The sequence below is a fragment of the Thermaurantimonas aggregans genome (genome assembly GCF_003851885.1).
GTDB classification, from domain to species: Bacteria; Bacteroidota; Bacteroidia; order Flavobacteriales; family Schleiferiaceae; genus Thermaurantimonas; species Thermaurantimonas aggregans.
In genome coordinates this window covers 102,787-120,562 of the sequence record NZ_BHZE01000003.1, presented here as the reverse complement: position 1 = coordinate 120,562, position 17,776 = coordinate 102,787, and the positions used below count along the sequence as shown (strand labels likewise).

The following is a 17,776-nucleotide window of genomic DNA, read 5'->3' as shown; positions in this document are numbered from 1 at the left end:
TATGAAATCCATTCTGCTCGATTACGAACTACTACTTGGGTCAGCTAGCCCTCGCAGACATGAACTCCTTTACCTCATGAACTTGCCCTATCGAGTTGTAAAATTGCACGTGGACGAGAGCTATCCGCCCGAACTTGTTCGACAAGAAATCCCCGAATACCTCTCCCGTAAAAAGGCTCTTGCTTATTTCAAAAATCTACATCCCAACGAAATTCTTATCACAGCCGATACGATCGTTTGGCACAAAGACCACCCCCTCGAAAAACCACGCAAGCGAGAAGAAGCTATAGAGATGCTCAGAGAGCTCTCCTGCCAATGGCATCAAGTTTACACTGGTGTTACCCTATCGCATCCCAAACTGCAAACTACCTTTTCCGTTTGTACGGATGTCTTCTTTGAGCAATTAAACGATGAAGAAATTGAATTTTATGTAGATGATTACAAGCCCTTTGACAAAGCTGGCTCTTACGGCATGCAAGAGTGGCTAGGCATTGTAAAAGTGCGGGAAATCAAAGGCTCTTACACCAATGTAGTAGGGCTGCCCACTGCCGAAGTATACAAAAACCTCAAACAGTTCATTGCACTGATCAGAAATCTGAAAGATGAAGAAGCTGAGTAAGGTTTTACTTCGAATTTTCGTCTATTTCATTATCATTACCCATATTTTGGTTTGGATATATCGTTTTTTGCCTGTGCCCTTTACACCCCTCATGGTCTTTCGCTACATAGAGCATTACAGCGAAGGAATCCCCTTTCGGTATCATTGGGTAAAAGCTCGCAACATCAGCCAACATGCCTATCTGGCTGCCATAGTATCAGAGGACCAAAACTTCTTCAAACATTCAGGATTCGACTTAAAAGCCATAGAAAAAGCTATTGAACATAACAAGCGCAATACTCGCCGGAAGCGCGGAGCAAGCACTATCAGTCAGCAATTGGCTAAAAATCTCTTCCTTTGGCCCGGACGCAGTTGGATACGCAAAGGTTTAGAAGCTTATTTTACAGTTCTGATCGAACTCTATTGGCCAAAAAAGAAAATTCTTTCCACATATCTGAATGTTGTTGAAATGGGTAAAAACACTTTTGGAATAGAGGCAGCAGCTCGCAAATACTTTAGGAAATCGGCAGCAGAACTCACAGCAGCTCAAGCCGCTCAAATCATTGCTATACTTCCTAGTCCCCGCCGATGGAGCGTAAATCCCCCGGGGCCGTATGTTCAGCGCAGATCAGCTTGGATTCAGCGACAGATGAGATTATTCGGAGGAACATCGTATCTTGCATTGAATGAGTGCTGTTACTAAACAATTTCTGATAATTTTTCAATTTAAATTTACTCAACATTCAACCACCAAACCATCATAAGCCAGCGATATACCAGCCGGTAGCATGCGACTTACTTCTTCCTCAAGCCCCATATCGTGTGAAATGTGAGTCAAAAACGTATGCCTCGCCCCTACTTTCTTTGCTACATCGATTGCCTCATCGAGGGTAAAATGTGAATAATGCGGTTCTTTTCGCAGCGCATTGAGCACCAAATATTCAGACCCTCGTAAAAGAGCATATGTACTGTTGGGAATCTGATTGGCATCTGTGATGTAACTAAAATTTCCCATTCGGAAGCCTAAAACTGGCCAATTTCCGTGTAACACTGGCAAGGGAATGACCGAAACACCCTCTACTTTAAAAGGCTTTTGACCATCGATCTCCACTGCTTTTAGCTCTGGAGCTCCCGGATAGCGATCCTCCTCCGAGGCAAAAGCATAAGGGAACTGTTGGCGTACGACTTTTAATACGCGACTTGTTCCATAGATCGGCATTGGCCTTTTTTGATTGAAAATCAGAGGCCTGAGGTCATCAATCCCAGCCAGATGATCCATGTGTTCGTGTGTAAGAAGAACTGCATCAACCCGATCGAGCTGGTTTGCCAACATTTGCTGCCGAAAGTCCGGGCCCACATCAACTTGGAGGTGAATGTCGCCCACTATCACATGCACCGAGGTACGAGTTCTGCGATCACGTGGATTTTGAGAAGTACAAACTGGACACTTGCATCCAATTACAGGTATCCCTTGCGATGTACCTGTACCCGTAAAAATGACTTTGCAGCTCATCAGTGATTATGCATCAAAAGTTGCATTATCAACTATTTCGAGCCCATAACCGACTACGCCCACGCGTTTAATGGGGTTGTTGGTCAAGAGTTTGACTTTTCGAATTTTTAAAAAACGCAAGATTTGAGCTCCGATGCCTATATCGCGCGCATCGCGGGTAAAAGAGGGTTTGATATGCTCCAACTTTTCTTTGTAATATTTTATCACATCCAGGAGGTTGAGCGAAGGATTGTTTGATTGATTTAAATAGACAATGGCACCTTTACCTTCTTTTGAAATGCGCTTTAGCGCTTTGTGCAATTGCTGAGAGGGATCAGCAAAAATGAGCGAAAGCAGATCAGCACCTGCAAGGGCTGAATGTATGCGAACCATTACGGTTTCATCTTCTGTCCACTGGCCCATAGTTAAAGCCATGTGTATTTGGTGATTTGTGGTTTGTTCAAATGCATAAAAGTGAAAAGGCCCATAGGGGGTCTGGATGTCAAAGTGGTCGATCAATTGAATGAGCGACTCATTCCTCATTCGATACGCCACGAGATCTTCGATCGAAATGATTTTCAAATCGAATCGCTCAGCAATTTTCATTAACTGGGGCAGTCTAGCCATCGTACCGTCGTCGTTCATAATCTCAACGATTACACCGGCGGGCTTAAGTCCTGCCAAGCGCGCTAAATCAATAGCTGCCTCTGTGTGACCCGTACGGCGTAAAACCCCTCCCGGCCGCGCCCGCAGCGGGAAAATGTGACCCGGTCGGGCGAAATCTTCAGGTTTACTGTTTTCATCGACCAATGCCAGAATGGTGCGCGCTCTGTCAGCTGCCGAGATACCCGTAGTGTTTCCCCGTCCCTTCAAATCAACTGAAATGGTAAAAGCCGTGTGATGTGGATCGGTATTGTGCATAACCATAGGTGGTAAGTCGAGCTCGTCACATCGGCTGTCGAGCAAAGGCACACAAATCAGGCCTCGGCCATGTATGGCCATGAAATTGATCATTTCGGGAGTTACCTTCTCAGCAGCTGCTACAAAGTCGCCTTCATTTTCCCGATCTTCATCGTCCACCACGATTACAATTTTTCCTTTTCGAATGTCTTCGATGGCTTCTTCTATCGTGTTGAGCTTAGGCTTGGTTTCTGCGGGTGGGTTGCCAGACATTGGAGTTTACGCCTTTGATAAATTGAATAAGTCCTATAAGCAGAGCAAAGTTCATATTCACAAAGTGATAGATGAAGACTGCAAGTGCGAATTTTTGTTTCTTTTTTGATAAAATCCTCCCCAAGAGACTTAAAAATAAAATAAAACCAGCCATCAGGAGAGTGATGCTGTAAAGTTTTTTTGTAGTAAAAAGTGCTAAAAACAAATTAGCAACCAGTGCCATCAGGAGCAGGAGAGGTGTAATCCACCTCAAACCTTTGTGCGACCAAAAGACGAAGGCCAGTCGCATGTTTGAATGAAGACAACGGAAAAAGTAGAAAAGGTTCTGAAAGTTACCTATAGAAATCCTTTTCTTGCGTTGAAATTCCTCCTCAGGAAGCGTGCTCACATCTTCATACCCGATGACTTCGGGGTGCAAATACGCCTTAAAGCCACTGCAATACAAGTGGAGGGTTTGAAAAAAATCTTCCATATAGAAGTTTTTCGGAATTTGTTTGAAGAGTTCCCTGCGAATGGCATAAAACCCTCCTTCAAAACCCATCGGTAGTTGCCATAGGGCTGACTCACGGTGTCGAACAGTATTTTCCCATGTTCGATAATAGTTTTCTTGCAGGGCAATGCCTTCGGCACTTTTTACCACAAAGTGCAAAGTACCCCCTACAGCCCCCAGTTTGGGTTCCGTGGTAAGTAAGGTCACAGCCTTTGTTATGGAATCTGCTTCATGCAAAATATTTGCGTCAGTACAGATCAAAATGTCAGCTGTACTGTCCGTAGCCAGTTTATTAATAATGCCCGCCTTGCCTGTGCGCTTTGAAAAGCGCACTAGGCGAATGGCTATAGAGCTTTTTTTACTGAATTCTTCTACAATTTCATCGGTGCGATCCGTAGAGGCATCTGAGCCTACCGTCACAGTGAGCAACTCAGCCGGGTAAGTCGATTTTATTAGAGACTGCAGCTTCGAAGCAATCACTGCCTCTTCGTTGTGTGCCGCAAAGATGACTTCTACCTTTGGCCAGTCTTTGCAGGTAGGTATATCTATAAATTTTTCCGCCGGTAAAACCTTCAAAAGCCAACTATAGCCTTTATATGTGTAAAATACAGAGGCTAATGAACCCCAGAACAAAACTTCCGGAAGCCACATCAGGCTATTTCTTCAATCCAATTTCGCGTAAGCGCTCATCGAGGTATTCTCCGGCAGTGATGTCATCGTAAGCCTTAGGCCGATCGGCAGAAATGCACTGAGGTAAACAATTCAGTGGCATTGACGATACCGGATGTAAAAAAAACGGGATCGAATATCTTGGCTCATGCCACTCTTCTCTTGGCGGATTGACAACACGATGAGTAGTAGAGCGCAATACGTTGTTTGTAAGCCGCTGAAGCATGTCGCCTACATTTACAATGATTTGTTCTGGCAGTGCAGTCACTGCGATCCATTCACCTTTTTTATTTAGTACCTCAAGCCCTGCAGCGGAAGCACCCATTAAAAGGGTAATCAGATTAATGTCTTCGTGTTGGGCAGCGCGCACAGCATCTTCAGGCTCTTGAGTGATAGGCGGGTAGTGAATAGCCCTAAGGATGCTGTTTCCATTGTGTACATATCGATCGAAGTAATTTTCTTCTAAACCTAAATACAGCGCAATTGCCCTTAAAATTTGTATGCCTGTGTTTTCAAGCGTTTTATACACTTCACGCCCAACCTCATTGAATCCTTCAATTTCGGTCACTTCTACATTTGCTGGATACACTTCGCCCTCTACCGGCTCAGTGACCCATTGACCAAACTGCCAAAACTCTTTTAAGTCACCTTTATTAAATCCCTTGGCGTGCTCCTTGCCAAATGGTGTGTAACCACGTTGCCCCGCTAATCCAGGGATTTCGTATTTTTTCTTGACTTCTTCAGGCAGCGCAAAAAAAGCCTTTACTTTTTCGTACAGTAAATCTCGCAGCTCATCGCTCAATCCGTGATTTTTTACGGCTACGAAACCGATTTCTTCGTATGCCTTGCCCAGTTTTTCGACAAATGCTGCTTTTTGAGATGGGTCGTTTGATAAAAATTCTGCTAAATCAACTGTTGGAATTGCCGTCATATTTTGATGTTCCATTTATAGCTTGTTCATCTAAATCAATATACCCAAAGAGAAAAAGCAGTAAGCTCAACCCATAAAACAGCATCGCTACTGGTACCAAAAAAGGTATTTTTTCGCGGAATGTGCAAAATCCTAACAAGTGATTAGAAATCGACAATCCAAAAAGTCCACCAGTGATATAAAGTTTCTTTTTTGCCTCAGTTTTGTATAAAAAAGTAGCAAAAGACATTAAAACAAAACTAACTACAAAGATGATGAAAATGTACTGGTTTGATTGTAAACCTTTTAAAATATAAAGATAAGACAAAAAACCATTAATAACGGCCACAAGTAGTCCCGTCAATACGTTGGTCGTATTCCATTCAGAGCGAATCAAAGGCAGAATAGCTAGAAATAAAAAGGCTGTTGAATACGAAAACATGGGAATATCAAACCTACACGGATCGTACTGCGGACTTACCATCATCAGTACATTTCCGAATAGGAAAAACGTGTAAGACGATGAAAGAAAAATGTTTATAAGCGTGTTTTTATTAAAGTAGAAATTGTACAACAAAACGGACAGTGGAATGAGCAATTTGGTAAAAAACAGCAGTGAAAAATCTTTAGCCACTGCTTGTGCAGCCACATGTGCGAGCAACACTGTTGAGTAAATTTTAACAAAATCCTTGATTTTCAACGACTATTGAATTTTAAGGTTTGTAATATTTCAATGCTTCAGGAATCTGTGCATTTAGATCACTGATTCTCCGTTCGTTGGAAGGGTGGGTGCTTAAAATCTCAGGCGGTTTCTGGCCTCCGTTCAGTTTCGACATGCGTTCCCAAAATTTTGGAGCTTCTCGCGGATCATATCCCGCCATAGCCATAAAGATTAGTCCCAATCGATCAGCCTCACTTTCATGCAATCTTGAGAATGGCAGAATAGCACCTACAGTAGTGCCTACACCGTACGCTCCTAAGAAGATGGCCTGTGTCTCAGCTGGTTTGTCGCGCAGTGCCACTGCGAGCGCCATTCCTCCAAATTGCTGTAGCATAGCTTGCGACATGCGTTCATTGCCGTGCTGAGCGATGGCATGTGCGACTTCATGGCCCATTACCACTGCTACGCCTGTTTCATCTTTACAAATCGGAAGAATGCCCGTGTAAAAAGCCACTTTACCTCCAGGCATACACCAGGCATTTATTACATCGCTTTTTATAAGAATGAATTCCCATTCAAAGCCATTTAATAGTTGCGACTGACCATTGGCTTTCAAATAATCTTCTACAGCCTTTTGAATACGACGCCCTACGCGTTCTATCATCTGGGCTTCAGGCGTGCCTTTAATCACTTGCTCTTTTTCCTTAATCTGTTGATATTGTGAAAAGCTCAAAGTATTGAGCTCCGAAGCAGGTAAGAATGCTAATTGCTTCCTACCGGTGATAGGCACTCTTTTACAAGTTACAGTAGTGAAAACTAAAAGAAGTATCCAGATTGGAGCTATTATAATGCGTATTTTCATCGAATTCGGGTTTGAAAGGAGTTTTCCAATCGAATTTGCTGATCTCCGTCTTCTTTTCTGAATACCAAAGTTACTACATACAGATTGGCAGCTACCTCTGAAGCTGGAGTTTTAGGTAGTTTGAATCTCAAAGGTGTTTGCTGCAAACCGAAAATATCGCCCGCGTCAAAACTTCTGCCGAAGATGTTGATGGTATCGAGCAAAAGACCAGGAGCAAAGGCAAGGGAATCAGTCGAAAGCAATACGCGATAGTGCATTACGGGATCCCCCTTGCGCACCACCACTCGAGAGGTATCTCTCAAAGATTTGATGTCTAATGCATAAGAGAGCCTTCCATTTGAAATTTCTGTAACTCCGGGTAGTGGCTGTGTGCTGAAATTCACTCCACCACCGTAATCTTTAGGTTCAAAATCACCTAGCAAATAAGATGTGATATAAAACGAAGATGTGTAGAAAAAATCCAAAATTTTCAACTTAGCTCTTACTTCGTAATAATCGCCTTTATCTGCTACCAAGTGATTCACAGCTGCTTTAGGAGCACGGTTTGATACAAGGTCAATTTTTTCAGCCAGATCTAAATCCACAAACTCATTATTCAGATGCAAAGCAGGCACTGGTGGTTTTTTAAAAAATGTCATCATGATGCTGTCTGTCACTCCGGCCTTATATGCTGGATTGTCTTGTGAGGGTATGTTCATCATAAAAATCCGACCGGGTAAATAGTCGGCATAGAGCTGAAAAAGAGCAGCTGCACCTCCAGCATTCGGATCGTTCGGACCAAAAGTATTAGTAAGCAGTATAAAAGTCTTCTCTTCAATCGGCAGGCTTAGAATAGGATCTCCAACGGCATCGTCATTCGAGCTTTTTCTTTTACAACTTGTAAGAATAAGTAAAAAAGAAAAAACCAAAAAGGAAATTTTCGTCACTGATTTCATCAAGTTTGTGTATTTAAGGCAAAAATGCATCAATGAAGCAATTTTACAAATCATTTTTTCGCTGTCACATCTACGTACACAGGTAGGTGATCGCTATAGCCTCCGTTGAATTTAAAACCGATAAATTGCCTGTAAGGCATTTTGCCTGGATAGCGATTGTCGTCTTCGAGCAAAAAATCGGCTTTAAACACATATGCTTTGCCTTCAGCCACTTGTAATTTTCCTAACCCCTCTACCAATGGTCTTGAAACAATGATTTGATCCAAGAATCCCCAGCGACCTTGAAAGCGATGGCTCCCCTCACCCGGTGGCATATCGAGCATAAGATTGATTAAGCTAGCTTTTCTGTCTTCTTTTTTTTCAGCTCCCAAAATTTTTGACAGACTGACATCCTCAGGCTCGTCGTTAAAATCGCCCATGATTAAGATATTGGCATTTTTAATAACGGTCATTATACTATCCGCTTTGTTGCGAAGTGTGCGAGCAGCGGCTATTCTATTAGGTTCGCTGGTGGCTGCACCCCCCAATCTCGATGGCCAGTGGTTTACAAAAAGGTGTATGGTATCCACTCCAGCCAGCACTCCTTTAACATATAAGATATCTCGGGTTGCGAAATCAGGTTTGTTATCAACTTGTATTCTCAATGGCTCTGAGTAAAGAAGAGTAAAAACTCCGTCGCGGTAGAACAGACCAACGTCAATCCCCCTGCGATCAGGTGAATCATAATGAACTACCTGATATTTTCCATCGCGAATGATGGGATGACGAGACAACTCATTTAAGACCAATCGATTTTCGATTTCACAAAAACCAATAATTGCAGGCAACTGACCCTCACCCACTGCGCGAATTACTTTTGCAATCTTGGCCGTCTTCTCCCTCCACCGATATTCTGTCCAACGATAGTTGCCTTCTGGAGTAAAGTCGTTGTCGTTCTTCTCAGGGTCGTCATTTGGGTCAAAAAGGTTTTCAACGTTATAAAACATCACCCTATACAGATCGATCCGTGATGCTTGACCAAAAGAAGAAAAGACGACGACTATGTTAAAAATGAGAACAATAAGCTTTTTTTTCACTACTTCTTCACTTTAGTATCTTCCAAGTCGCTTTAAGCTTTCAGCAGCTGGTGTATATTCCGGATTGAGCGTGAGCGCGTGCGTATAGTCTTCGATGGCGGCTTTGGCATTTCCCAGCATCTCATTCGTATATCCTCGACCGTAATACGCCTTAAACGACTCAGGATTTGCTTTCACTGCTTTGTCGAAGTATTCCCTTGCAATAGAGTAGTTTTTCGTCTCAACGTGAATAAATCCCATGTTGAAAAAACTGTCCTCATCTTTCGGATTTAGCATAGTAGCTTTAGTAAACATCTCCATCGCTTCATTAAATTTCCCAAAACGCATGTAGGCATATCCCAACTTGTAAATCAAGTCATGTCTATTGGGATTGTACTCAAGAGCATTTTGTAAATATTTGATTGCCAATGGATCACCCTTAGCCGTGAGCAGTACACCCATCATATCGAGCGCATCAACGTAGTCTTCTTTTATTTCAATAGCTCTTTGAATCGACAACAGGGCGCGATCTGTATCTCCATACAAATCTCTAATTACCACACCCATCATAAAATGAGCATTGGCATTTGTTTTATTTTTTTCCAGTACTACTTTTAGATGTTCTTGAGCTGCCTCTAAGTCTTTGACGGCCAGATACAGTTCAGCTAAACGCATTCTGCATACTTCGTTATCGGGCTCCTGCTCCACACATTTTAGCCAGCTGTCGCGCGAAGCACGAGTTCTGTTGAGTACATAATACACATCGCCCCTAATCAGCTGCACTCTCACGTGATTAGAGTCCAGCAGCCAAGCTTTATCAATGTCTTCGAGAGCTTCTTTAAATTTTCGCTCATCTAAATACTGCGACGCCCGCTCTGCCAAATACACCGCATTATCGGGATTCTTTTCAATTAATGCTGTTAAACTATCAATAGGTGTTTTCGGTTGATTTTCGACAATTTCAGAAGTTTCTTGATTGTTTTTACATGCTACCATCAAAAGTGCAGCGATGGTGCTCGCTACAAACACATGTCTATTCATATTACAAAGTTCAAGACTCTTTAAAAATCAACAACACTATTTCAAGGATTTTAAATTTTCCTTATATATCATTACAAATAAAATCGGGACGACTAATTTTTAATGATAAAAAAATTTCATTATTTTTCTATACCTTCAAAAATACTTTGTGATTCCTGACATTTGGGACAATTCAGCCATAACCCTATTTTTGTAAAAAAAATTTCAAATGCCCTCCATCGCTGAAATTCAAGAGGAAATCGTACAGGAGTTCGAGATGTTTGACAACTGGGAACAGAAATACGAATATATAATCGACCTCGGCAAAGAACTTCCGCTCTTAGACCCAAAATACAAAGTTGACGAAAACCTCATTAAAGGCTGCCAAAGCCGTGTATGGCTACACGCCCACCTTGGCGATAATGGTAGAATCCGCTACACAGCCGATAGTGATGCAATAATCACAAAAGGCATAGTAGCTCTATTGATTCGCGTTTTCGACAATCAATTGCCCCAAGACATAGTAGATGCTGACATTCACTTTATAGAAAAAATTGGCCTAAAACAGCACTTATCACCTACGCGGGCCAATGGTCTATTGGCTATGATTAAGCAAATGAAGTATTACGCACTGGCTCTCAACCAATTAACTCAACCAAGCTAAAACAGTACTGCTATGCTTACCGACGATCAAATGCAAGAGCTTGCCGACCAAGTAGTAGAAGTTTTGCGAAACATCTACGATCCCGAAATTCCGGTCAACATATACGATCTAGGTCTCATCTACGACCTAAAAGTAAGCGACCACGGAGAGGTAGAAATTCTCATGACACTCACCTCGCCAAACTGCCCGGTGGCCGAAACCCTTCCTACCGAAGTGCAAGAGAAAGTGCGAACCCTCGACGTGGTTACCGACGTGAAAGTGCAAATCACCTTCGATCCGCCCTGGCATAAAGACATGATGAGCGAAGAAGCCAAACTCGAACTCGGAATTTTCTGAACTGGATATACTCCGATGGAAATCATTCAGAACAAAGTAGCCGAAAGCGGCCTCATCAATCTGAGCCTCAAAGAACTCCTCCACCAGGCCGATGTGCCTGTGCTCGACATTGCCCACTGGCTCTACGAAGGCATCATACTGCGCGAAGACGACTTCAAATCTCACATTCGAGCATATCACTGGTCACAGCACACAGGTCGTACAGTAGTGCTCACTTGCACCACCGATGCTATTGTACCCATGTGGGCATGGATGCTCATCTCCAGCCGATTAGAAGCGCACCAAGCACACTCACTTTACTCCGACCCACAAGACCTCGAAAAAGCCAAACTCCTCGCTGCTATCGCCGATCTACCTGTAGAGCCATATCGAGGTCAACGCGTGCTCATTAACGGCTGTCAACATCCCGCCATCACACCGGCTGCCTTTACCGCCATTACCCATAAGCTACAACCATGCGTGCGCTCACTCATGTACGGCGAGGCTTGTTCTAACGTTCCCATTTTTAAAAGAAAATAATTTTTTTATCCTTTTTTGGGCGTGCCCCAGGCAGAGCGCATACGCGCTCTTGACTGGGTCGGGCTGCTACAGGGTACGCTTCGCTTCTGTGCTTCAGCACCGCTTCGCGTTGCCTTCGCACCGCGCTTGCGCGCGCCTTCCGCATCCCTCACGCGAGGCTCACTGCGTTCGCCATTACATTTGCCCACTATTCCACAGCTCATGAAACTATACAGCAAAATCTATGGTTCCGGAAATCACTGTAAGCTCATCGTCCTGCACGGCCTCTTCGGCATGGGCGATAATTGGGCCACCCTTGCACGCCGATGGGCTGAAGAAGAGCAAATCGAAGTACACCTACTCGACATGCCTAATCACGGTCGATCGTACAAAACCAAACACTTCGACTACGAAACTATGGCTGCCGACGTTTTGGAATACCTTGAAACAAATCACTTAACACCCTCCAATTTATTAGGCCACTCGATGGGCGGCAAAACTGCTATGCTACTAGCTACCCTTCGCCCAGATGTAGTGGAACGATTAATCGTAGTAGATATAGCCCCGCGATACTATCCCGTGCATCACACCTTCATCATCGAAGCTCTGCGTTCACTTAACCTGAAAACCGAAAGCCGCACCGACGTCGAAGAACAACTCGCTCAAAAAATTGCCCAACCCGACATCCGAATGTTTTTGCTCAAAAGCCTACACCGTACCCCCGTTGGCTTTGAATTTCGCTTCAACCTCGATGTAATAGCCGATAAAATCGAAGAAGTTGGCCGCGCTTTACCTGAATACGCTGTTTATCAAGGCCCTACACTCTTCATTCGCGGCAACCGCAGCGATTACATTCGCGACAGCGATTTTCCCCTCATTTCGAAACATTTTCCAAATTCCAGAGTTGAAACAGTCAATGACGCTGGTCACTGGGTTCATGCCGAACAACCGGATAAAGTTTTTACATTAGTTGCTCAATTCTTAGCCCAATGATTAAAGACATCGAAACATACTTACAAAATTCCCAAAATGCTGTAAGCCTAATACCAACAAATAAAGTAGCTGAGCTGGCAGAAGCCATCATGCACGCTTACCACGAAGGAAGCACCATTTATACTATGGGCAACGGCGGTAGCGGTGCCACAGCTTCGCACGTAGCCGGCGACTATGTAAAAGGTGCTTCTTTTGGCCTTGAGAAACGTTTCCGATTCATCTGCCTAAACGACAATATTCCCGCCTTAATGGCTATCTCAAATGACATCAGTTACGAAGCCATCTTCGAAGAGCAACTCAAAAACTTTGCTCGACCCGGCGATTTGGTAATCGGTCTTTCTGGAAGTGGCAACTCAAAAAACATTGTAAATGCACTCCAATGGGCTAAAAATCAAGGCATAAAAACAGCAGCACTTACCGGTTACAAGGGTGGACTATGTGCCCAAATAGCCGACATCAGCATTCACATTCCAATGTCAGACATGGAAATCGTCGAAGACCTCCACATGATGACCTTTCACGCCATCAAACGATACATCACAAATACCCTTTTAGGTGAAAATCCCGGAATGGGCGCTGTTTACGACCAGCGAATCAAATAAATTCGATTTATTCACATTTTTTTGACCCTAGTTCTTGTAGATATTTTGATTTTTCTATATTCGGCCGATTTTTAAAACCAATCAAAACTGTTTCTAAAAAAAATTAGTCAATGGCTGAAGCTCAAAAAGTAAAATTTGAACTCGAATATCCAGTAAAATGTTCAAAACCACTGCTTTTTCAATATTTAAGTACCCCTAATGGCTTGGCTGAATGGTTTTGTGACGACGTAAACAATAAAGGGGACAACTTCACCTTTATTTGGGGCGATACCGAACAAAAAGCCAAAATGATCGGGAAAAGACCTGAACAGTATGTTCGCTTTCGCTGGGAAGAAGACGAACAAGCAGGCAATAAATATTTCTTTGAGTTCAGGCTCGTTGAAGACGAAATTACCAACGACCTCTCGCTCTGGGTAATCGATTTTGCCTACGAAGACGAACTCGAGGAGTCTAAAAAGCTATGGAACAGTCAGATAGGAGATTTACTTCACCTCCTTGGCTCCAACTAAATGACCTCTGAGCTCAAAATACCAACAACATTTCTGGTGCCGACAGCAATCTTCCTCGCTGTTACCAGCTTTTTATCCTTTTTTTTTGACAAGGTAGAATTACATTTAGCACTGAACGTTTGGAAGCATCCTGTTTCCGACGTTTTTTTTAAGTACATCACTCATCTAGGCGACGGTTTGATTTTTGTCCCATTTATCCTGTATTTCGGTTTCAAAAAAAATTGGGAATATTTCTTTCTTTTCACGTCGACAGCAGTTATCACTTTGATTATCACAGCCCTCGGAAAATCTGTTCTCTTCCCAAACATCGATCGTCCGATTTTAGCCATAGGTACTGATAAACTCCAACTCGTGGAAGGAGTGCGCATGCATTCCAAATACAGTTTTCCCTCAGGGCACACCATGGCAGCTTTTGCCTTTTGGAGTTTGATCGCCGTAATAGCACCTAAAAAAATAGGCTATCTGTTTTCCCTCATTGCTATTTTGGTGGGTATCAGTCGGGTGTATTTATCACAACATTTTGTACCTGATGTGGCAGCTGGTGGTCTTTTAGGTATCTTGATATCGCATTTTTGTGTGCGATTGGTCAAAGTTTTTTATCCAAAAAAATGAGATTTTATCAAAATCTTTTTCTAGCTTTTGCTGTATCGCTATTGCTTTTTATACCTTTTATTGGCAACGTACACTTATTTGATTGGGATGAAATAAATTTTGCAGAAATAGCCCGCGAAATGGTTGTTTCTGGCAACTATTTGAATGCACAAATCGACTTTCAAGTTTTTACAGAGAAACCGCCATTTTTTATGTGGCTTCAAGCAATAAGTATGCATTTTTTTGGAGTAAATGAATTTGCTGCTCGCCTACCCAATGCAATTCTCGGAGTAGTCGTTTCAGCTTTCTTACTTTGGTACGGTAAAAAAATTATTTCCATTCAATTTGCTTGGGTGTGGGTTGTTATGTGGTGGGCATCTATTTTACCTCATCTTTATTTTAAAAGTGGAATAATCGATCCTTGGTTCAACTTTTTTATTTTTCTTTCATTAATCAGCATAATTAGCCATTATCACTCCTATAAAAGATCTTCAAAATCGCTATATAAACTTTTACTTGCCGGGCTGTTTGGTGGTTTTGCTATTTTGACAAAAGGACCAGTAGCTTTACTTATTATTTCATTGGTAGCATTTGTGTATTGGATTTTTGAACGATTTAGCTGGTATTTGCCGTTTTGGCATTTCATTGTTTATTTATGTACAAGTCTCTTCACATTTGGCGTTTGGCTTTTAGTTGACTACAGTATTAACGGACCAGATTTTTTAATTGAATTTACTATTCGACAGTGGGAGTTACTCACTACACCCGATGCCGGTCACAGGGGCTTCTTCGGGTATCACGTTGTTGTACTTCTTTTCGGATGCTTCCCAGCCTCAGTCTTTTTTACAGCATGGCTTTTTGACAAAAAAAATCGTCAAACTTTTAACGTAATTACAAGAGATTATATTCGATGGATGTCCATATTGTTTTTCGTTGTTTTAATTCTCTTTTCCTTAGTCAAAACGAAAATTGTTCATTACAGTAGTTTGGCCTATTACCCGCTTACTTTTATTGCATCTATTTACATATATAAAAATATTCGCGAGAGAAGTTCGTTTACTTTATTACCAAAGATTTTATATGTAGTTATTTCAATAATTATTCTAATAATATCCGTAGCTCTTTTATTGTTGCCCCATGTGAAATCTATTCTCATTTTAAAAATACAAGATGACTTTGCTAAGGAAAATTTACAAGCTGTTTTAGTTCAATGGCCTTGGTTAGATTTTATACCTATTTTAGCTGCATTGCTGTTTCTAATTTTTGGGATATACTTTTTAAAAAATAAAAGAATAAGCACTCTATACCTCACTTCATTCTTTCATATTGTCTGGATTCAAACTACCTTATATGCTCATGTTGGAAATATTGAACGAATTTCGCAAAGAGCAAATATCGAATTTTTTAAATCACTCAATAATAAAGACGTATATGTTACTACCTTTAAATATAAAAGTTATGCACAATACTTTTATACTCAGTGCAATAAATCAATGAATTTGAATAAACATAATCCAATTTGGTTGGAAACAGGAAAAGTGGATAAACCTGTATATTTTTCCGTTAGAAAATATCACGTAAAACAATTTGAGGAAACGGTTAAGGATGCTGAATTTCTTTACTCTAAAAATGGATTTTATTTTTATGTACGAAATCCAGATCTCTAAGATTATTTCGGTAATTCAATGGTAAAAATAGTTCCAACATCTACGCTTGATTTTACGGTAATTTTTCCCTTATGGTAATCAACAATGCGCTTTACTATGCTCATACCTAAACCGTGAGACGGTTCATTATTTGTACCCTTTCTAGAAGCTTTAGTAAAGGGTTCAAATAAGCTGCCGAGCATCATTTCTGGTATTCCAATTCCTTCATCTTCTATTTCAAGTTTTATTGCATCTCTTTTATCTTCTACTCTAATATTTACTGAGCCATTATTGTGACTGAATTTTAATGCATTACTCAGTAAATTTTGTATCAATCGTTTAAACAAGATTTTTTCAGTTTTTACATAGGTTTCGCGCGGGGTGTAATTGATTTGTATGCCTTTTTGATGATAGACGTGTTTTAACTCTTCAATCGTTTGAACAATAATCGGATTGATATCAACATTCTCAAAGTTTTTTTCGTTTCTACTTTGCTCTGTTTTTACAAAGTCAATGATGTCATTAATTACTTCATAAGAAGTATTTGTAAGGTCATTCACATGGGTATCAAATTCTTCAGATGATATAGCATTGTCTCTTCGCAATTCGTTTAAGGATTTTATGGATGAAATAGGGCCACGAAGGTCATGAGCCACCATACCCATTATGGAAGACTTTTGAATATTTGCAGTTTCAAGCTCATTGTTAATTTTTTGCAGCTCTGCATTATACGATTCAATTATCTCGTTTCGCTGTTTAATTTTTGAGTAGAAAAAGAGATACATTAAAATAGTGAATACCAAAACTGTAATTATAATGAGCAATATTAGTTTATTAAATTCCTCTCTTTGAAGTCTCTTTTCTTGTTTTAATCGTTCATTTTCAAAGTGAAGTGCATATTTTTGATCGATGAGGTCTATGTATTTTTCAAAGAATTTTTTGCTTCTGTTTATTTTTTCATAATTTTTCTTAGCCTGTTCATAAATTTTGATATAGTAAAGTGATTTTTCCTTGTCTTTCGGCAGGTAATATTTTAACGCATTAAATGAAATATCAGCATTTATTTTGTGAAGGTCATATTCTTGAATTTTATCGAAATATAAGTTCATGTAATAAAGAGCACTGTCATATTGTTCTAAATTGAAATAAGTATTTATCAAATGGCCAGCAGTTATGTAGGCATCTTTATTATCGAATGTAATTTGTATATTTATATCAATCGATTTTTTTAATAACTCTATTCCCTCTTTCGTATTTCCAGTCAATATATAAATCTGACCCAAATTTCCGTAAAGTACGCCTCTAGCTTCATATATAAAGCGATTTAGTTCTTCATATTCATCTTCAAAATATCTTCTTTTGTTTTTTTGTATGTATTTTTTAGACATATCTATGTAATACTTACATGTTTGAAAGTAGTATTTGGCAGTTTTATAATCATCCATCTTCAAGTAGCATAGGGCAATATTGGAATAAATTTCTTGAAAACGATTGAAGATATAAGAAGAATCAGGAAGAAAGAAGAAATATGGAATACTTTTAAAAAAGAATTCCTTAGCTTTTAGGTAGTTTTCTTGGCGAAACAATATCTGTGCCGCCTGATAATTAGAAATAGATAGTAAAGAAGAATCTTGCATTTGTTCATAAGAAGCGAATCTAAAAAATTCATCAATGGCTTTGTCTAAAGAATCAAAAAGTAAAAAGTAAATCCCTGTATGTTGATTTTTTTGAATGTCGAGATAGATATTATCTGTTTTGAGCTTAGCATTTAAATCGAAGTAGTAAAATAAAAGCGGTAAATTTTTATCTAAATAAGATTTTCGTATGTAGAGAAAATTTTTTACAATTTCACGTTCTTCTGCATAGTCTTCATCAGGAATTTCGTTGATTTTTTTAAGTAACTCGTCAATAGATTTTTGATCGCCAAAAGATCGAACTACAAAGATTCTTCTTATCAAGTAATTGTTCAGGCTATCGTTATCTGAAAGTCTATACTGTGCATAACTTGATAAAGTTAATGTATTAAACAGTACAACAAGAAAAATAAAAAATCTACAATTACTTGCCACAAA

The 17,776-nt window shown here is 40.5% G+C and carries 20 protein-coding genes; 10 read left to right on the top strand and 10 right to left on the bottom strand.

The window, feature by feature from the left end:
• The first annotated feature begins 1 nt into the window (after window position 1).
• Window positions 2-619 carry a Maf family nucleotide pyrophosphatase gene (locus EIP89_RS02465; RefSeq protein ID WP_170157616.1) on the top strand — a complete coding sequence of 206 codons (618 nt, stop codon included), beginning with the start codon at window positions 2-4 and terminating at the stop codon, window positions 617-619.
• A complete protein-coding gene (gene mtgA, locus EIP89_RS02460; protein ID WP_170157615.1) occupies window positions 603-1,301 on the top strand; it encodes a monofunctional biosynthetic peptidoglycan transglycosylase in 699 nt (232 codons plus the stop codon). The genes EIP89_RS02465 and mtgA overlap by 17 nt, the downstream gene beginning before the upstream one ends.
• A gap of 33 nt (window positions 1,302-1,334) precedes the next feature.
• Here the strand turns inward: mtgA and EIP89_RS02455 are convergent, their stop codons facing one another.
• The 9 genes from EIP89_RS02455 to EIP89_RS02415 are packed head-to-tail and all read right to left on the bottom strand — an operon-like array spanning window position 1,335 to window position 9,886.
• Entirely contained in the window at window positions 1,335-2,111 is a 777-nt protein-coding gene (locus EIP89_RS02455) for an MBL fold metallo-hydrolase (protein ID WP_124397069.1), read from the bottom strand.
• Window positions 2,112-2,117: 6 nt separating this feature from the next.
• Window positions 2,118-3,263, bottom strand: coding sequence for a 3,4-dihydroxy-2-butanone-4-phosphate synthase (gene ribB / locus EIP89_RS02450; protein ID WP_124397068.1), 1,146 nt, complete (start codon window positions 3,261-3,263; stop codon window positions 2,118-2,120).
• The gene (locus tag EIP89_RS02445) at window positions 3,229-4,404 is read right to left on the bottom strand and encodes a glycosyltransferase (RefSeq protein WP_124397067.1); all 1,176 of its coding nucleotides are present in this window, start codon (window positions 4,402-4,404) and stop codon (window positions 3,229-3,231) included. Before EIP89_RS02445 ends, ribB begins: the two co-directional genes overlap by 35 nt.
• Window positions 4,405-4,408: 4 nt before the next feature.
• Window positions 4,409-5,353, bottom strand: coding sequence for an isopenicillin N synthase family dioxygenase (locus tag EIP89_RS02440; RefSeq protein ID WP_124397066.1), 945 nt, complete (start codon window positions 5,351-5,353; stop codon window positions 4,409-4,411).
• Complete coding sequence (locus EIP89_RS02435; RefSeq protein ID WP_124397065.1) at window positions 5,331-6,032, bottom strand: hypothetical protein; 702 nt, start codon at window positions 6,030-6,032, stop codon at window positions 5,331-5,333. The genes EIP89_RS02440 and EIP89_RS02435 overlap by 23 nt, the downstream gene beginning before the upstream one ends.
• 13 nt (window positions 6,033-6,045) lie before the next feature.
• On the bottom strand, window positions 6,046-6,855 hold the full coding sequence (locus EIP89_RS02430; RefSeq protein WP_124397064.1) for a M48 family metallopeptidase: 810 nt from the start codon (window positions 6,853-6,855) through the stop codon (window positions 6,046-6,048).
• Complete coding sequence (locus EIP89_RS02425; protein WP_124397063.1) at window positions 6,852-7,790, bottom strand: hypothetical protein; 939 nt, start codon at window positions 7,788-7,790, stop codon at window positions 6,852-6,854. The genes EIP89_RS02430 and EIP89_RS02425 overlap by 4 nt, the downstream gene beginning before the upstream one ends.
• A 50-nt stretch (window positions 7,791-7,840) precedes the next feature.
• Window positions 7,841-8,866: an endonuclease/exonuclease/phosphatase family protein gene (locus tag EIP89_RS02420; RefSeq protein WP_124397062.1), complete on the bottom strand. Its 1,026-nt coding sequence runs from the start codon at window positions 8,864-8,866 to the stop codon at window positions 7,841-7,843.
• A 12-nt stretch (window positions 8,867-8,878) separates the two neighbouring features.
• Window positions 8,879-9,886 carry a tetratricopeptide repeat protein gene (locus tag EIP89_RS02415; RefSeq protein WP_124397061.1) on the bottom strand — a complete coding sequence of 336 codons (1,008 nt, stop codon included), beginning with the start codon at window positions 9,884-9,886 and terminating at the stop codon, window positions 8,879-8,881.
• Between the two features lie 208 nt (window positions 9,887-10,094).
• Here EIP89_RS02415 and EIP89_RS02410 point away from each other — a divergent pair, with 208 nt between their 5' ends.
• From EIP89_RS02410 to EIP89_RS02375, 8 genes are all read left to right on the top strand, one after another.
• Window positions 10,095-10,529 carry a SufE family protein gene (locus EIP89_RS02410; protein ID WP_124397060.1) on the top strand — a complete coding sequence of 145 codons (435 nt, stop codon included), beginning with the start codon at window positions 10,095-10,097 and terminating at the stop codon, window positions 10,527-10,529.
• Between the two features lie 12 nt (window positions 10,530-10,541).
• Window positions 10,542-10,865: an SUF system Fe-S cluster assembly protein gene (locus tag EIP89_RS02405; protein WP_124397059.1), complete on the top strand. Its 324-nt coding sequence runs from the start codon at window positions 10,542-10,544 to the stop codon at window positions 10,863-10,865.
• 15 nt (window positions 10,866-10,880) lie between these two features.
• Window positions 10,881-11,384, top strand: a complete 504-nt coding sequence (locus tag EIP89_RS02400; protein ID WP_124397058.1) for a DUF2480 family protein — start codon at window positions 10,881-10,883, stop codon at window positions 11,382-11,384.
• Between the two features lie 21 nt (window positions 11,385-11,405).
• A complete protein-coding gene (locus EIP89_RS02395; RefSeq protein ID WP_307718665.1) occupies window positions 11,406-12,356 on the top strand; it encodes an alpha/beta fold hydrolase in 951 nt (316 codons plus the stop codon).
• Complete coding sequence (locus EIP89_RS02390; protein ID WP_124397057.1) at window positions 12,353-12,958, top strand: SIS domain-containing protein; 606 nt, start codon at window positions 12,353-12,355, stop codon at window positions 12,956-12,958. Before EIP89_RS02395 ends, EIP89_RS02390 begins: the two co-directional genes overlap by 4 nt.
• A 110-nt stretch (window positions 12,959-13,068) precedes the next feature.
• Entirely contained in the window at window positions 13,069-13,467 is a 399-nt protein-coding gene (locus tag EIP89_RS02385) for an START-like domain-containing protein (protein WP_124397056.1), read from the top strand.
• The gene (locus tag EIP89_RS02380; protein ID WP_124397055.1) at window positions 13,468-14,079 is read left to right on the top strand and encodes a phosphatase PAP2 family protein; all 612 of its coding nucleotides are present in this window, start codon (window positions 13,468-13,470) and stop codon (window positions 14,077-14,079) included.
• On the top strand, window positions 14,076-15,725 hold the full coding sequence (locus tag EIP89_RS02375) for an ArnT family glycosyltransferase (protein ID WP_124397054.1): 1,650 nt from the start codon (window positions 14,076-14,078) through the stop codon (window positions 15,723-15,725). The genes EIP89_RS02380 and EIP89_RS02375 overlap by 4 nt, the downstream gene beginning before the upstream one ends.
• Window positions 15,726-15,727: 2 nt before the next feature.
• On the opposite strand, the gene EIP89_RS02370 is transcribed toward EIP89_RS02375, so the two are convergent.
• Window positions 15,728-17,662 carry a tetratricopeptide repeat-containing sensor histidine kinase gene (locus EIP89_RS02370; protein WP_148086781.1) on the bottom strand — a complete coding sequence of 645 codons (1,935 nt, stop codon included), beginning with the start codon at window positions 17,660-17,662 and terminating at the stop codon, window positions 15,728-15,730.
• Window positions 17,663-17,776 lie beyond the last annotated feature (114 nt).

What these genes read in the sequence shown, in the direction of transcription:
- EIP89_RS02465 (WP_170157616.1), top strand. Translation starts at nt 2, where the DNA reads ATGAAATCCATTCTGCTCGATTACGAACTACTACTTGGGTCAGCTAGC.
- mtgA (WP_170157615.1), top strand. Translation starts at nt 603, where the DNA reads ATGAAGAAGCTGAGTAAGGTTTTACTTCGAATTTTCGTCTATTTCATT.
- EIP89_RS02455 (WP_124397069.1), bottom strand. Translation starts at nt 2,111, where the DNA reads ATGAGCTGCAAAGTCATTTTTACGGGTACAGGTACATCGCAAGGGATA.
- ribB (WP_124397068.1), bottom strand. Translation starts at nt 3,263, where the DNA reads ATGTCTGGCAACCCACCCGCAGAAACCAAGCCTAAGCTCAACACGATA.
- EIP89_RS02445 (WP_124397067.1), bottom strand. Translation starts at nt 4,404, where the DNA reads ATGTGGCTTCCGGAAGTTTTGTTCTGGGGTTCATTAGCCTCTGTATTT.
- EIP89_RS02440 (WP_124397066.1), bottom strand. Translation starts at nt 5,353, where the DNA reads ATGACGGCAATTCCAACAGTTGATTTAGCAGAATTTTTATCAAACGAC.
- EIP89_RS02430 (WP_124397064.1), bottom strand. Translation starts at nt 6,855, where the DNA reads ATGAAAATACGCATTATAATAGCTCCAATCTGGATACTTCTTTTAGTT.
- EIP89_RS02425 (WP_124397063.1), bottom strand. Translation starts at nt 7,790, where the DNA reads ATGAAATCAGTGACGAAAATTTCCTTTTTGGTTTTTTCTTTTTTACTT.
- EIP89_RS02415 (WP_124397061.1), bottom strand. Translation starts at nt 9,886, where the DNA reads ATGAATAGACATGTGTTTGTAGCGAGCACCATCGCTGCACTTTTGATG.
- EIP89_RS02410 (WP_124397060.1), top strand. Translation starts at nt 10,095, where the DNA reads ATGCCCTCCATCGCTGAAATTCAAGAGGAAATCGTACAGGAGTTCGAG.
- EIP89_RS02405 (WP_124397059.1), top strand. Translation starts at nt 10,542, where the DNA reads ATGCTTACCGACGATCAAATGCAAGAGCTTGCCGACCAAGTAGTAGAA.
- EIP89_RS02400 (WP_124397058.1), top strand. Translation starts at nt 10,881, where the DNA reads ATGGAAATCATTCAGAACAAAGTAGCCGAAAGCGGCCTCATCAATCTG.
- EIP89_RS02390 (WP_124397057.1), top strand. Translation starts at nt 12,353, where the DNA reads ATGATTAAAGACATCGAAACATACTTACAAAATTCCCAAAATGCTGTA.
- EIP89_RS02385 (WP_124397056.1), top strand. Translation starts at nt 13,069, where the DNA reads ATGGCTGAAGCTCAAAAAGTAAAATTTGAACTCGAATATCCAGTAAAA.
- EIP89_RS02380 (WP_124397055.1), top strand. Translation starts at nt 13,468, where the DNA reads ATGACCTCTGAGCTCAAAATACCAACAACATTTCTGGTGCCGACAGCA.
- EIP89_RS02375 (WP_124397054.1), top strand. Translation starts at nt 14,076, where the DNA reads ATGAGATTTTATCAAAATCTTTTTCTAGCTTTTGCTGTATCGCTATTG.